Source organism: Cloacibacillus evryensis DSM 19522 (assembly GCF_000585335.1).
GTDB lineage: Bacteria > Synergistota > Synergistia > Synergistales > Synergistaceae > Cloacibacillus > Cloacibacillus evryensis.
Map to the genome: position 1 here is coordinate 1815990 of NZ_KK073872.1, position 14239 is coordinate 1830228.

A 14239-nucleotide genomic window follows, 5' to 3' on the forward strand; every position below is an offset into this window, starting at 1 on the left:
TCTATTCAAGCCAGTACGGTCGAAATGAAATAACGCATCTCAATGAATGGGCTCGCCGTCGTTACGGTGGGCTCGTTTGCTACGGAACAGAATTTCATGACCTGCGGAATGGTGGGCTCTTTGGAGCGTAATATCCATACTTCTACGATCCTGCTGCTCTCTTTGTCTCCTACACAAAACATCATGCCATTCCTATCTTGCGTTCAACCAACGTCAGGATATGTCCACTCTGCTCTTTTCCTACAATACCGTCTCCTTCCCAATGACCGAATTCTTTGCGCTCCTGAATATGCTTTGGCCGTTCGTATATACTACGTCCCAATACCTTTTTACGCTCTCTCCTTAAACTCTTTGGCTTACGGCGTACCTTCAGCGGTAAGTCGATATTCCTGGTTCGCACTATCCTATCTTCGATCCAGTTATAAAATGTCTTTGTCGTAAACGTATGCCTGAACAACCGATTCTCTTTCGCATAACCGACAGCCGCGTCCACAGACCATTTCTCTCTCGAACGAATCTTTGACTCCACGAATTCCACCATATCAGTGCATTGGATGACTTTGTTTTTTGCTCCGCACCTCTTACGATTTTCTTCGTACCTCTTTTGTCCCACTTCGGCCAGATAGATGGTGTATGAAATACGCTCTGACCAGTCCACTTTCTTGCTATAGCTGGGATTTTGCTTCACCTGCGTGACAGTTCCTCGTTTGATCTCGCGCTTGATCGTACTTTTATCCCGCTTTAGAAGCAGGGCTATTTGGCCTATGCTTAAACCTTCTTTGTAAAAACGTTCGATCGTATCTCGTTCACAGCGGTTGATATGAGGTGTTGCTTTCCGCTCTTTTGTGGTATCTTCTTGATGGCTCATTGGAAGTCCTCCTGGCATCTGTTGGTTTGGCGACAAACATTATGCAGGATTTTCTTCCTTTGAGCTATTTCTTTCTTCTACTCCACTGGGGGCAGTTGATTTTTCAATCGGCCCGGGATTTTTGTTGTTGTTCAGTGATAAGTATTTTCTTGCTTTATATTAAAAGGCAAGGTAAAATATTGTACCGGATGCGGGAATGGCGGAATTGGCAGACGCGCAAGACTTAGGATCTTGTGTCATTGACGTAGGGGTTCAAGTCCCCTTTCCCGCACCATTTGTCAACTATTGATAACGGTCAGGATTGGTTAGATTATATCCATAAGTTGTAGATTGTTAGTCAGGGCCCGGAGATTCCGGGTCTTTTTTGTGTTGCAAAGGTTTATCAATAGTTCGCTGCGTGACCAAGCGCTGCGTGACGCACTGCTTGGTCACGCAACGCTTGTCGGCCGCTCTCGGCCGCGTTCAGCACAATGCGCTTTTGATCTCTCCGCCTCCCGTATTACATTTCAAAGGAAAACCCTAGGTATCCTGAAAACGGGTTATTGCAGGCTGTTCCGGCGATGTGCTGCATTCTGAAGGTGAGATATTTTCCGACACCATACTTCCAGTTGCCGCCTACCCCTATTATCGCCATTCCGCCGCCGAGGTCGCTCTTGTGGGTATATTTGCCCCCGTCCATCCATACGTCCGTCTCGCCGTCAAACTCACGCGCGTATGACAGGTCGCCGTGGAGGTTGAGGAGTGTGCCGTTTTCAAGCGTCCATGTGCGGCCAAGCTCTACTCCGCCTCTGGCTCTTATGTAGTTCGAGCTGTCTACATTTACGTGAATGCCGCTGTTGGTGGCGTAATCCGCCGCGCTTATCCTGTACCACGAAAGCTGTAACTGCGGCTCCCAGTACCAGCCGTCACTGTTTTTGAAATCTATTCTTCTGCCTGCCTGGAGCGAGGCGCCTATTCCATTCTGGGCATAGTCTCCCTTCACCCTGTCAAAGCCAAGTACCTCCCTGGTGTAGCTGTCAGGGTGCGTTATCGTATAGTCCGTACTGTATTTGTTGTATTTGATAAGCCCTGCGGCGTACAGACCGCTGTCCGCTCTGTATATACCGTAGAGTGACGCGTGGAAGCTGTCGATGCCGCTGTCTCCAAGGCCGTAGCTAAGATCCCTGTCTGCCTTGCCGTATCCGGCCATGAGACCGGTCCACCAATTTCCGTTTCCGGACCGTATTTTTTTATCGTAGCCGATCGTTCCAGATGTAAATTTCTGGCCGTCTACAAGGCTGTTAGTTTTTCCCATGTCATAGTCCGTTTTCGAGTACGACCCAGTGAACCATAGGCCGCCGTTATATTTGCCGTCGCTGTATATACCCATACGGCTGTACAGCGCGTTGGCCTCCACCTGCCATACTGTTGGAAGTACGAGCGCGGACGCTATGCCCCAGCCGGTCGATGTGAGGTATTTGTCTCCCGGCTCTTCCGGTTTGCCTTCCCCTCTTTTCAGGTACCATTCTTTTTTGCCGGAAACATCCGTACCGTCAGCCAGGCCGTAGTACCATGCGCCGGCGGCTGCCTTCCCGCCGTTAAGGCTGAATAGGGCGCCTTTGTCCGTCTCGGCCGTTATAAGCGCGGCGGATCTTGACGCCGAGGCAGGGCCGGAAGGGATTACCGTTATCATAGTCGCTCCCTCTACCTTTTTGGCGACGAGCTTATCTCCCGTTCCGGCGTCTATGTCGCTTCTCATTACGATCGTGCCGCCGTTTCCGACATAGTCAGCAGCCTCAAGAGTCTTATATGCAGGGGCGTTTGAATCCCGCTCAGAGCTATTTGCACTCTCTTCCCTGAAGTCGATAAGCCCAGCGTTGGCCAGCCTGCCGTTTGTGTACGAGCTGCCAGTAATGTTCCATGCTGAGGTCGCGTCTATATCAAGGTTTATCTTCGCGGCGGTTATATCGCGGCGCGCAGCCGCCGCTCCGTTCCAGTATGTTCCGCCTTTAAGCGTAACGTCCATAGGCGCGGAAGCCTGCGTTGTCGCGGCATGCGCTATATTTCCGGTCAGCTTGCTGTTCGACGCCGCTATTGTGCCGGATGATGTCGTAGAGAGGAGCAGCGGGCCGCTCGCCGTTAAATTGTCCGCGGTTACGACGGAGCCTCTTTCCAGCCAAAAGGCGGCTGTGCCGTCTTTGGAAACTTTTACAACGCTGTTCGATATCGTAACGTCAGAAGAATCGGCAAATATCCCATGAGAACCCTCGCCAGACGTTTTAATTATGCTGTCCGCCACGTCCAGGCGCGAATCGGTCAACGCGGCCGCGCCGGAAGAGTTGATCCCGGAGGTCGCTATGTCGGCGCTCACAGCTTTGGCCTTCGATTTCAAATAGACATATACGCCATACGAATCGTTGCCGGATGTCATGATCGCAGTATTGCCCACGCTGACATTTGAATTATCGCCGGCATAGACCCCATGCGCGGCGGCCCCGGACGTCTTTATTTTACTGTCCGTTATGTCGGCGCTGGAAACGTCTTCTGCGCAGACCCCAAAGAACTCCTTCCCGCCTGCGGTGGTAATATCTACATTTTTAGCTTTTAACGTCGAATTTGCGTAAGCATACAGCCCATACGACGTATCCGTGGATCCTCCGTTCGTCGTTATATTTACATTATCTAAGTCAGCGTGCGAGTTATCCCGCAGAAAGACGCCGTTCGCCCAGTCTCCCGACGTAACAATAGCGCTGTCCTTTATTGTCGCGCTGCTGCGGGGGGTGAGGTCCGCCCAGCTATAATTGCTCACGAAAACCGCATGAGAATTTGTTCCTCTGGCATTTATGGTCGTGCCTGCTATGTCCGCGCTTGAGCCAAGATACACCTCTACGCCGTATTTCTGCTGACCTTCGGTCGTTATGATACTGTTTTTGATATTCACACAGGCGTTATCAGTTACGTTGACGGCAAATCCTGTCTCATTATCATTGCCTTTCACGTTTATTTTGCTGCCTTCTATATCTACGGCGTTGCGAACCCTGGCGTCCGCAGAATATTCTTTTTGCTTATTGTTGTCGCTGCCGTCCTGATAATAACGTGTGCCCGAGGCGTAGACTCCGGACATCGCATACCCGCCGCCGTTCACCGTTATGTCGCTGCTCTTTATCGTGCTCTTCCCCCCGCAGGAAAGAAGCCTGACGCCAACGCCGCCATCTGTCCCGTCGCCGCTCACGACTATAGTCGATCTTTCGACATTCAGTAAATTATTCTTGCCTGTGCCCGTGATATCTATTCCACAATTCTGGACCTTGATAGAACTGTTCGTCACGGTAACCGAGGAGTTATCCTGGACCATGATTCCCTTACTCTTATTTTTCCCACTGATATCCGTATTTACGATATCGACAGACGAATAGGAACTTGAACGGAGAATCCTGGAATCGACTGTTATGCCGATGCCATACTCCCCCTCCGCGACTATATCGCTACTTGCTATGCGGATGGAAGAACCGCTATTTATAAACACAGCCCCTTTGTTATTTGCGTCGAACTTGCCGCCTGCGCTAAGCTTTACGCCTTGCAGCTCCGCATCGGCGCTGCCGGTAAAGATAACGGCAGGCTGTTCATCCCCCGTGACCGTCACAGTGTCGCCGCTGACCAACGCGGCCGACGACGCGGCGTTTCCCGTGTAAGTGAGCGTCTCGGTATAACCAGTCCCGGCTCCGGCAAATGAGGGATCATATATGACAAAGGCCGATATCAATACCAGCAATGAGATAAAATATATCACCATTGACATGCTGCCCCTTCCCGATCCGCCATTTCCCATCCGCTGAGTGCGCAAACACCGTGACGATCTGAGCATCTCTGTTAGTATCATGTTTTTCCCCTTTTCTTTTATTGATTTTCCATGCTGTTCTATCTGTACATGCGGAAAGATTACTATCGACAATATTAGTAAGCAAATCAGATAGTTTTCTTTTTAAGCAATTTATTCTGCTTTTGTTTTCTGTTTATAGAAAATAACCGGTGATAAGGCGGCTGTTATATAAAAACAGCACGCTCTGCTTTTTAGTCAGCTTAAGTTGATTGTTACGAAACATGCGGCAAAAATACAAGGCGCCCTGCATGACGGCCCTGCCTGCCGCAGCCATGCAAACGAGGCTGAACCGGCAGCGTCATTGCGCCCGGCAGGGTCAAGATTATCTTAATTTCGATATTCTGCGTCTGATCTGATAAAGGACGATATATTGAACGGGAATCATTATGATGGTCTGTGTCACCCTGACAGTCAGCAGCCCAGCAAAAGAGGCCCCCGTCAGTATGGTCAGCCAGTATGTCGAAAGGCACAGCCCGATGCCCAGGCGGTTGATGCCAACGGCAGCCGCCAAACGCCACCGGCCTTTTTCCTCTTCGTTGAGAAAGAGTCCCCAGACAGCGCCCTCCAACATGGACGATATGGTAAAACCGGGAAAGTAAACACCGATCGGAAACAATACGGCTCCGATAATATCCGCAAGCCCTCCAGCTATTCCGCCCCAAACAGGGCCGTAAAGCATACCGCATACAGCGATGGGAACAAAACCGAACCCAAGCCTGACGACCGGCGTCGAGATGGAGCAGAACCTGGTAAGGACGATATTTACGGCGATAAAAAGAGAAACCGCGACTAAGACACGGGGGCGGGTTTTTCTATACATATTTCTTTACTCCCATATATATGCTATTCATATCCGCATACACCGCATCTATCCTGCCTTTTGCCGCCGCTTCCCTGATTGATTGCTTCACCCTTAAACAAAAACATACAACGCCTCTCTTATGACGATAGCTGCCAATATGATATCTTTTATTCACTGCGAGAGCAGTTTAGCATTTAATAGGTATTTTGCATATATCAATGTGGTTTTTGACGGTATCTTTTGCAGAAACTTAAAGTTTCGCTATGAGGATGGTTTTCTCTCTACGCTAAGCGCCCTATGCCAGACAGGCAGTGTCTTTAAGAGGCTTAAGGCACTTTTTCATTATCGCCAGCGCCGCCTTTGGGTTCCTCTGCGCTAAAAGTCCCATCGCGTAGAGAATATACCTCTCGTCAAGATAGAACCGCCCCTCTTCGGGCAGCAGCGTATCCTCCTCGCGGTCTTTCCGCAGCGCCTCCGAGAGGAGCGCGCCCGGATCGCCGCCGTTCAGCAGCGGGCCTCCCGTGCCGATGATATTTTTCACGCCGCGAAGGTCTTTCCCCCGCTGGATCAGCTTGCAGCCCGCCGAAGCCGAATGTTCCATGCGTCCGGCGTGGCGTCTGGCGGCAACCCTCACGCAGAACGCGGCAAGCGCGGAATCCAGGCGGATATCTTCTTCGGAGGCAGGCAGGAGAGAGTTGTCTTTCACTCTGCGTGCCACCGCCTCCGCGGCGAAGGATTCGGAGACATTAGCGCCCGCCGCCAGCTTTTGGATGCCCAGTTCTTCGGCGGCGATCGCCGATGATTCCCGCACCCCGAGATCACCCTCCACAGTACGTTTGGCAAATCCCTCGGCGGCCCCGGTGATGCGCGCGCCCTCGCAGAGGCGCCGTTCCGCAAATGAATGGACATCCGTCGTCGCTCCGCCGACGTCAAAGATGATCAGCTCGCCAATACCTTTTTCTCCCTCGCACCCGCGGGAGAGAAGTTTTCCCGCCGCAAGCACGGCCGCCGGCGTGGGCATCAGTATCCCGCCGCCGAGCATTTTCCGCACACCATCCAGCCCCTTCATATCGATGATGCGTTTAAGGAATATTTCACGCACGATCCCCTCCGCCATCCCGGTATTCAGCTCCCCTACCGCAGGGATGATGTTGTCCGCGATAAAGCATTCCTTACCGCACGCGGCAAGCAGAAAGCGCGCCTTCTCAGCGACAAAACTATTGCCGGCGTATATCACCGGTATTTGCAGGGAGCTTGCGGCAAGGACGGAGGCGTTGTGCAGCAGCGCAGCCTCGCTGCCGCGTTCATAGCCGCCGCAAAATAAAATTATTTCTACCTTCTCCTCCGCAAGTTTCGCAAGGTCTGACTCATTTATCTTCCCGGCCAGCGTCGTCATAATCTTCCCGCCCGCACCAAACGCGGCGCAGCGGCCGGCGGTGACGCTGAGGCTGCGGCTGAGGCCGATCACCGCCATGCGAAGGCCTCCCGCGGCGCTGGAAGAGGCGAGTTTCAGCGCGCTTTCAAACTCGGATGCGGAAAGAACGCTTCGCGCCATCTCCAGGCAGCGCTCAAGCCCGAGCCGCGCGTCGCTCTTTACGGTGGAGGGAGTGCCGCCGCTGAAGAGTATCCTCTCTTCGCGCACGGACGCCACCGTCACCTTTGTGTGGGTGCTGCCAAAATCAAGCAGCACGGCCATTTTATCTTTCGGCATAGATCTCTTTGACCGTGGAGACGATCTTGTCCATGTCGTTGTCACAGTTTACGCCGAGGGACTTAAGTTCTTCGGTGACGTCGACGGCGAGTGAGCCGCCCTCCGTGTTCTCATTTAGGAGGCCGCCCAGGATAAGTACCGCCTCCGTTCCCGCTTCATTCATTTTTTCCGTAAGCTCCCGAGCGTAGCTGAGCGCGATCCCGTTGTAGGTGCTCAGCGCGACGGCCCTGGCCTCCGTCTCTATCAGCGTCTCGACGACATCTTCCGGCGTCACGTAATTCCCGAGGTCGAATACGGCGGCTCCGGCCTTTGTGAGTATCGTCTTGACGATCTCCTTGCCGTAGTCGTGTATGTCCGTGGAGCCCACTAGCACCTTTTCGCCCGACAGCGTCTCGTCCGGTCCTCCGAGGCGCGTAATGGCCTCGTCTTTTTTTGCGTTGAGATTCTTCATCATATCCGTGGGGCGCACGGGAGTCCTCTCGCCTGCGGCGTTTATCTCCCCCGCGCCGAAATGGTCCTCAAGCTGCCGCGGCCCGATAGCCTTCAGCGCCGCAAATATCTCGCCCGGGTGCGTTATATCCACGCCGAGGTCGTCAAGGGCGTTCATCATCCGTTCAAAGAATATCTTGCCGCAGAAGATATAGAGGTCGCGTTCGGCGTTCACCCTCTCCCAGTTGATGAATGGCTCCATAAATTTCGATTTCTCTATCATCATATCGACGGTCAGGTGGCCGTCGACGATCTCCTGCGCGGTCGGTATGCGCACCGCCTCCGTCACGGGGACGGAAGCGACGGCGTGGCCGGTGGGCGTGTGCCGCTGGAATATCGCGTCCGCGAGCGAGAATGAGGCCAGCGCCCCGTAGTTCCGCTGATAGTCGAGGCCGTAGTCAACAGTATTACCGAATATCATCGTCCCCGGCGTGTGATGCTCGTTGAGCTTCTCCATCACCGAGTGTATTATTATCCGTCCCATCGGGTCGCTGAAAAGGTTTCCGTAGGCGAAGGCCATTCGCGCGCCCAGCATATCCTCGACAAGATGGCGTTCCATCATCGCCCAGCCGGTTATGCTCGCGAGGTCTCTGAACTGGTTGCCAAAGCCGTCGTCCATGTTTGAATGGACGATCGTACCCTCGACCTTTCCCATCAGCATAAAGGCCGTCAGCGAGTTGACGGTACGTTCGTATTCAAGCTCCACGCCCGGGTATTCGTATGTAAAGTAATGCGAGACGTTCCCTATCGAGGTGACACCGGCGTTAAGGGCGAGGATCGTATTTTCCAGCGCGTTCGGCGAGCCGATCATATGGTCAGACATATGCGGCTGCACAGGTACGATCTGCCCCAGAGCCGCCCATTCCTCCGGCGTGTTGAGGATAAGCCCCGTGCCCTTCGGCAGTTTGCCGCGATGCGCGGCGGGCACCCCCATCACCCAGTCGAGGATGAAACCGAAGCGGGTTATGTAGCTGCCGCGCCGTTTCAGTTCATTGTAGATAAACTCGATATTTTTCGCGGTCTCATCCCAGGAATTCCAGCCGACGTGCGAGTGCTTGGATATAATTCCGGCGGCCATCGCGCGGCGTTTGTATTCAGCCTCGCTCTTGACGCCGTGTTCGCGGAAGAAGAGCGTCTCTCCGACATTGATATCTTTCGCCAGTTTGGCCGCCTCAGCCTCTATTTCGGGAAGAGAGGGAAGATCTTTCCATTCAAATCTTTTATTAAATTTTATTTCCAACATGACCACACCCCGGTATAAATTCATATGAGCTAGATTCTATCTCTTATCCGAATTTTAGCAAATAAAAATGACCGGAACAGCCATTCACCCCGGTCATTTTCTAAATATTCTTATAACTGAGCTCCGGTTTCAGGAGGTCTCTGCGTCGAACGCAGCTCCTGAGCCTTGGCGATCTCAGCCAGAACCGCCGGATCTGAAGAGGCCAGATAGTTGCTGACCGCCGGATAGGCGAACTTGATTCCCGCCGCGGAATAACGTTTGTGCAGCTCTTCGCGGAATTTGTACCCCACCCGCCACTGGTAGCCCGGAGCTGTTTTTATAAAACAACGGAACTTGACCCCGTTCTGCTCATACCCGGTGATGCCGTTGAATACCGGGTCGGGGAATATCTTCGGATCTCCCTGCTTGACGGTCTCATCCGCAAGCTCCATCAATATCCGCTTCGCCTCGCCGTAATCTTCCTCGTATGGGATCGTCACGTAAATGGCGGTATAGGACCAGTCCTTAGTGTAGTTTATGACGTTCTGAATGGCGCTGTTGGGGATTATTATGAGGTTGCCCTCAAGGCTGCGCAGGCGGGTGAGGCGCAGCGTAAAGTGCTCCACCGTGCCCTGATAGTCGCCTATCTGTATCCAGTCGTTTACATTGTACTGGTCCTCCACGATTATCAGCACGCCGTTGATAAAGTCGCGTATGAGGTTCTGCGCCGCGAGGGAGATGCCCAGTCCGGCGATGCCGATACCGGCGAGGATGGGTTTTACATTGATGCCGATGGCGCTGAGTATCACGAAGCACATCACTGTGGCGAGCAGCACGCGCAGCATCTGGGTCGTGAGCTGCCGCAGCGTGGACATGCGGTACATCAGCCAGGCGCGGCGTATCTCGTCGTCTTTATAGACGGTATTCCTCGCGCGTTCGCCGGCGGCCCGAAAAATATGCGTCATGAGGTAGGGAATGGCCTTATCCAAAAGGTACCAGACGAGGAGGACAAAAAGGATAAAAAGTATCGTCGCCATGTTCTTCAAAAGAAGTTCAAAGAACATTTCTCCCTTGTATTCAAGAAATTGTCTGTGGTAGCCGGTGACAGTATCCATAAGGTATTTTCCTCTTCAATATTATTCAATTTATTTTCGCCTTCTATATTGTAACCGATAACGGAGAGGGAAGATCGGTAATATGTTCATAAAACAACGGGCCGGAGGCAATTTAAGCCGCCGGCCCGTTTTAGGTCCACCCTGATGCTATCGTTATTTAGAGGCGTTATCCGCGGGCTTCTCCGCGGCGGGAGCGTCCGGAGTCTTGGGAGCGGGAGCCGCGGGAATGCCGCCGAGGTTTTCAAGCGCCTTCTCGTTGATCTCGACCTTGACCTTTTTTCTGAGGTCATCAAGTTCCTTCGCTATATAGCTCATCTGAAGGCGCTGTACGATCTCATCTTTCGCCTCTTCAAATGTGAGCTGCTTGGAGGGGCGGCGTTCCAGGACTTCGAGCACATGCCAGCCCAAGTCGGTCTTTACCGGGCCGACGAGCGAATTCAGGCGCGCGTCCGCCGTCGCCTTGTCGATGGACTCAGGCATCACGCCCTTCTCCATCCAGCCAAGGTCCCCGCCGCGCGCCGCCGTGTTGGTGTCGCGGCTGAATTTTTCGGCGGTTTTGGCAAAATCCTTATTCTTGAAGATGTCCAGTATCGCGTTGTTGGCATCCTTTTCCGTAGAGGTCAGGATGTGGCGGATGTGGGCGGCGGGAGCCTGCACGAATTCCCCTTTATGTTCGGAATAATATTTTTTCATCGCTTTGTCGCCCATATCCCACTTTTTGCTGATCTCCTGGAGGTATGCCTCGAGGAGGAGCTGCATCCTCTGCCATTTGATTTTCAGAGCCACGTCCTCACGGTCGGCGAGGCCGCTGATCCGCGCGCCCTCGGCAAAGAGCATCGCGTCGGCCATCTGTTTCGCCATCTCGGCGCGCTCGGCGAGCGTGGCCTGAGAGAGCATGAGCCCCACCATCATGGGATTGCCTCCGGCCGTGCTCTGAAGCACTTCAACTACCTCGTTGGGCTTCAGCGATTCATTGCCGACGACGACCGCCTTTTCTTCCGTTGCGGCAAAGGCCGATACGGCTACCGCGGATACGGAGAAGGCTACGACCGCCCCCATGACAAGTTTCTTTCTTAATGACATTTGAAGTTCCTCCTTGAGTTATGATTAATCTTTCCTTGACTCGCAATATGCTACCATAAAAAATAAAAAACGAGGGCGGTTAATTTACTGCCCCCGTATTTTTTATCTTAGTTTTTTCCGCAAATCTGGAAACTTAACGATTCTCCGTCGCGGCTTATCGCGATCTTATCGCCGTCTGTAATATTACCCTCCAGCAGACGGTTGGATATTTCGTCCTCGATCATCTTTTGTATCGTTCTTCGGAGAGGCCGCGCTCCATACTTCGGATCGTAGCCTTTGTCGAGGATGAAGGCCTTAGCCCCTTCGTCGAGTTCGATGCCGATATGGTTGTCCTTGGCGCGCATTTTGACCTCTTCGAGCATGATGTCGACGATCTTTACCAGCTCCGGCCGCCCCAGCGGCTCAAAGACCAGTATCTCGTCTATACGGTTGAGGAACTCCGGACGGAACGCCTTTTTGGCGGCCTCGATGACCGTATCCCTCATGCGCCTGGCGTCCGCGGCGCTCTGTTCTTCCGCCCCGCCGAAGCCGAGGGCGCGTCCGCCCATATTGTCAGAGACGCCGATATTGCTCGTCATGATCACGACACAGTTCCTGAAATCGCTGACGTGGCCGTGCCCGTCCGTTAGCCGCCCGTCTTCAAGCAGCTGAAGCATTATGTTGAAGACGTCGGGATGGGCCTTCTCTATTTCGTCGAAGAGCACGACGGAATAGGGCTTGCGGCGGATCGCCTCCGTCAGTTTGCCGCCCTCCTCAAAGCCGACATAGCCGGGAGGCGCGCCGATCAGTTTAGCCGCTTCGTGGCGCTCCATATACTCGCTCATGTCCATGCGGATCATCGCGTCTTCGCTGCCGAAGAGAAATTCCGCGAGCGACCGCGCCAGCTCCGTCTTGCCTACGCCGGTCGGCCCCAAGAAGAGGAAGCTGCCTACCGGGCGTTTTGGGTCCTTCATGCCGCTTCTCGCGCGGCGCACCGCGCGGGCCACCGCGTGGAGGGCCTCTTCCTGCCCGACCATGCGGTTCTTGAGCTCATCCTCCATGCGCAGCAGTCTGCGGCTCTCCTCCTCGGTGAGCTGCGTCACGGGTATCCCCGTGCTCTCCGCCACAATGGAGGCGATATCTTCCGGCGTTATCTCCGGCGTTATCTTATTGCGGGATTCGCTCCACTCACGGCGCCATTGCTCGCTCTGCTCCTTCGCCTTACGTTCCTCGTCGCGCAAAAAGGCGGCTTTTTCAAACTCCTGAGAGGCGGCGGCAGCCTCCTTCTCCTTGCAGAGGTCATCGATGCTGCGTTCCAGCGCCTTAAGCTCCTCTGGGATCTCAAGGGTGTTGATGCGCGCGCGCGCCGAAGCCTCGTCGATAAGGTCTATCGCCTTGTCGGGAAGAAACCTGTCGGTTATATAGCGTTTGGAAAGCGCCGCCGCCGTCTCCAGCGCTTCGTCTGTGATGCGCACGCGGTGGTGCCCTTCGTAACTGTCGCGCAGCCCTTTGAGTATCAGCACCGTCTCTTCCTCCGTGGGCTCGTTGATCTGCACCGGCTGGAAGCGGCGCTCAAGCGCGGCGTCCTTCTCTATATACTTGCGGTATTCGTTTATCGTTGTGGCGCCGATCACCTGGAACTCGCCGCGCGAGAGGCTCGGCTTGAGGATGTTCGCGGCGTCGACGGCCCCCTCGGCGCCGCCGGCGCCGACGATCGTGTGGATCTCGTCGATGAAGAGAATGATATCCTTGGTTTCGCGAATCTCCTTCACAAGGCGTCTCATGCGTTCCTCAAATTCCCCGCGGTACTTCGTGCCCGCAACGAGGTTCGCCACATTCAGCTGCATTACGCGCTTATCCTTGAGTATCTCCGGGATATCGCCGGTGAAGATCCTCTGCGCCAGCCCCTCGGCGACGGCGGTCTTGCCGACGCCCGGCTCGCCTATGAGCACAGGGTTGTTTTTCGTGCGGCGTGAGAGTATCTGTACCACGCGCTGAATCTCCTTGACGCGCCCGATGACGGGGTCCAGCTCTCCGTTCTTCGCCATCGCTGTGAGGTCGATGGCAAGCTGGTCCACCGTGGGCGTCTTTGAGTGCGCGCCCGGCTGCGCCCTCCCCCGCTGTTCCTCGGGCTGACGCGGGGCCTGCTGCCCGCGCTCCGAGGATATCCCTCCGAGCTGCTCGGCGACGAACCGCCGGCACTCGTCAAGCTCAAGCCCGTGCGAGGCCAGCAGGCGCGCCGCCATCCCCTCTCCCTCGGCAAGGACCGCGAGGAAGATGTGTTCCGTGCCGATATAGTTCACGCCCATCCTGCGGGCCTCGCGCATAGCGAGATCCATCACGCACTTCGCGCGCGGGCTCATCGGCAGGTCTATCTGGCCGTAGCGCGGCGTCCCGACGCCGGCAAACTGCTCGATCTCTTTAACAAGCACCTCAGGGGTGAGGTCATAATCCGCCAGTATCTTCGTGATGAGGCCGTCGTTGTCGTAGAGCAGCCCCAAGAGGATATGCTCCGTCCCGATCACCTCATGGCCCATCCGCAGGGCCTCTTTATGCGCAAGCTGGAAGACGCGCTTGCCCCGTTCCGTAAAATTGTGCCACATTATAATTCACTGCCTTGTGTCATATTAGATTTTTTGAGCTCCGCCATCCTGTCCCGGAGCTGCGCCGCATACTCGTAATTTTCCGATTTAACGGCCTCATCCATTTTCTTGGAAAGCTCCGCGAGCTCTTCCTCCGCGGACATAACTCGCGCGGAGGCCTCCGGCCCCGCATTTTCCGTCTCCGGAGAGTCCTGCTCGCCGGCCGGCTCCTCAAACATAGAATCGGGAAGCACCCCGCCGCAGTGCGGGCAGAGGCGCTTATCTTTTTTGTTCGCATAAACGCCGCGCAGGGCGGGAAGCACGAGATCTTTGAATGCCTCCTCTATGTTCAGCAATCCCTCGACAGAGAAGGACATTTTCATCAGATTCGAGACGTCATCCAGATGCAGATGGGCCTCGGCGCATTCCCTGCAGAGATGCTGTACATGCCGCTCTCCGTTTATAACATTGACGAGATGGATCTCCGCACGCTTGACTTTACACTGTTCACACAACATGGCAGCGCCTC

10 protein-coding genes and 1 tRNA gene are annotated in these 14239 nt (G+C 54.5%); 1 reads left to right on the plus strand and 10 read right to left on the minus strand.

All coding sequences use genetic code 11. The annotated features are described in order from the left end of the window. Positions 1-5 precede the first annotated feature (5 nt). A complete protein-coding gene (locus tag CLOEV_RS16810; RefSeq protein ID WP_156938386.1) occupies positions 6-185 on the minus strand; it encodes a hypothetical protein in 180 nt (59 codons plus the stop codon). Continuing rightward, positions 182-868: an IS30 family transposase gene (locus CLOEV_RS08135; protein WP_051484897.1), complete on the minus strand. Its 687-nt coding sequence runs from the start codon at positions 866-868 to the stop codon at positions 182-184. Before CLOEV_RS08135 ends, CLOEV_RS16810 begins: the two co-directional genes overlap by 4 nt. Positions 869-1058: 190 nt before the next feature. Here CLOEV_RS08135 and CLOEV_RS08140 point away from each other — a divergent pair. Then, a tRNA-Leu gene (locus CLOEV_RS08140) sits at positions 1059-1142 on the plus strand. Between the two features lie 225 nt (positions 1143-1367). On the opposite strand, the gene CLOEV_RS08145 is transcribed toward CLOEV_RS08140, so the two are convergent. The 8 genes from CLOEV_RS08145 to CLOEV_RS08180 all read right to left on the minus strand — a co-directional run bounded on the left by CLOEV_RS08145 (position 1368) and on the right by CLOEV_RS08180 (position 14228). Next, positions 1368-4640 carry an autotransporter outer membrane beta-barrel domain-containing protein gene (locus CLOEV_RS08145; protein ID WP_034443096.1) on the minus strand — a complete coding sequence of 1091 codons (3273 nt, stop codon included), beginning with the start codon at positions 4638-4640 and terminating at the stop codon, positions 1368-1370. A 409-nt stretch (positions 4641-5049) separates the two neighbouring features. Next, positions 5050-5547, minus strand: a complete 498-nt coding sequence (locus tag CLOEV_RS08150) for a folate family ECF transporter S component (protein ID WP_008711859.1) — start codon at positions 5545-5547, stop codon at positions 5050-5052. A gap of 277 nt (positions 5548-5824) precedes the next feature. Next, a complete protein-coding gene (locus tag CLOEV_RS08155; protein WP_034443099.1) occupies positions 5825-7240 on the minus strand; it encodes a glutamate mutase L in 1416 nt (471 codons plus the stop codon). Continuing rightward, positions 7227-8972: a cobalamin-dependent protein gene (locus CLOEV_RS08160; RefSeq protein WP_245591116.1), complete on the minus strand. Its 1746-nt coding sequence runs from the start codon at positions 8970-8972 to the stop codon at positions 7227-7229. The genes CLOEV_RS08155 and CLOEV_RS08160 overlap by 14 nt, the downstream gene beginning before the upstream one ends. A gap of 110 nt (positions 8973-9082) precedes the next feature. Beyond that, positions 9083-10066 carry a mechanosensitive ion channel family protein gene (locus tag CLOEV_RS16010; RefSeq protein WP_008711864.1) on the minus strand — a complete coding sequence of 328 codons (984 nt, stop codon included), beginning with the start codon at positions 10064-10066 and terminating at the stop codon, positions 9083-9085. Between the two features lie 153 nt (positions 10067-10219). After that, positions 10220-11149 (minus strand): peptidylprolyl isomerase, encoded by a 930-nt coding sequence (locus CLOEV_RS08170; RefSeq protein ID WP_008711866.1) that lies wholly within the window; start codon positions 11147-11149, stop codon positions 10220-10222. 107 nt (positions 11150-11256) lie between these two features. Continuing rightward, positions 11257-13731 (minus strand): ATP-dependent Clp protease ATP-binding subunit, encoded by a 2475-nt coding sequence (locus CLOEV_RS08175; RefSeq protein ID WP_034443105.1) that lies wholly within the window; start codon positions 13729-13731, stop codon positions 11257-11259. Continuing rightward, entirely contained in the window at positions 13731-14228 is a 498-nt protein-coding gene (locus CLOEV_RS08180) for a UvrB/UvrC motif-containing protein (RefSeq protein WP_008711870.1), read from the minus strand. The genes CLOEV_RS08175 and CLOEV_RS08180 overlap by 1 nt, the downstream gene beginning before the upstream one ends. Positions 14229-14239: the final 11 nt, after the last annotated feature.

Excerpts from the sequence above, each read along its gene's own strand:
- CLOEV_RS16010 (WP_008711864.1), bottom strand. The coding sequence starts at position 10,066 with ATGGATACTGTCACCGGCTACCACAGACAATTTCTTGAATACAAGGGA.
- CLOEV_RS16810 (WP_156938386.1), bottom strand. The coding sequence starts at position 185 with ATGATGTTTTGTGTAGGAGACAAAGAGAGCAGCAGGATCGTAGAAGTA.
- CLOEV_RS08145 (WP_034443096.1), bottom strand. The coding sequence starts at position 4,640 with ATGGTGATATATTTTATCTCATTGCTGGTATTGATATCGGCCTTTGTC.
- CLOEV_RS08150 (WP_008711859.1), bottom strand. The coding sequence starts at position 5,547 with ATGTATAGAAAAACCCGCCCCCGTGTCTTAGTCGCGGTTTCTCTTTTT.
- CLOEV_RS08155 (WP_034443099.1), bottom strand. The coding sequence starts at position 7,240 with ATGCCGAAAGATAAAATGGCCGTGCTGCTTGATTTTGGCAGCACCCAC.
- CLOEV_RS08170 (WP_008711866.1), bottom strand. The coding sequence starts at position 11,149 with ATGTCATTAAGAAAGAAACTTGTCATGGGGGCGGTCGTAGCCTTCTCC.
- CLOEV_RS08175 (WP_034443105.1), bottom strand. The coding sequence starts at position 13,731 with ATGTGGCACAATTTTACGGAACGGGGCAAGCGCGTCTTCCAGCTTGCG.
- CLOEV_RS08180 (WP_008711870.1), bottom strand. The coding sequence starts at position 14,228 with ATGTTGTGTGAACAGTGTAAAGTCAAGCGTGCGGAGATCCATCTCGTC.
- CLOEV_RS08135 (WP_051484897.1), bottom strand. The coding sequence starts at position 868 with ATGAGCCATCAAGAAGATACCACAAAAGAGCGGAAAGCAACACCTCAT.
- CLOEV_RS08160 (WP_245591116.1), bottom strand. The coding sequence starts at position 8,972 with ATGTTGGAAATAAAATTTAATAAAAGATTTGAATGGAAAGATCTTCCC.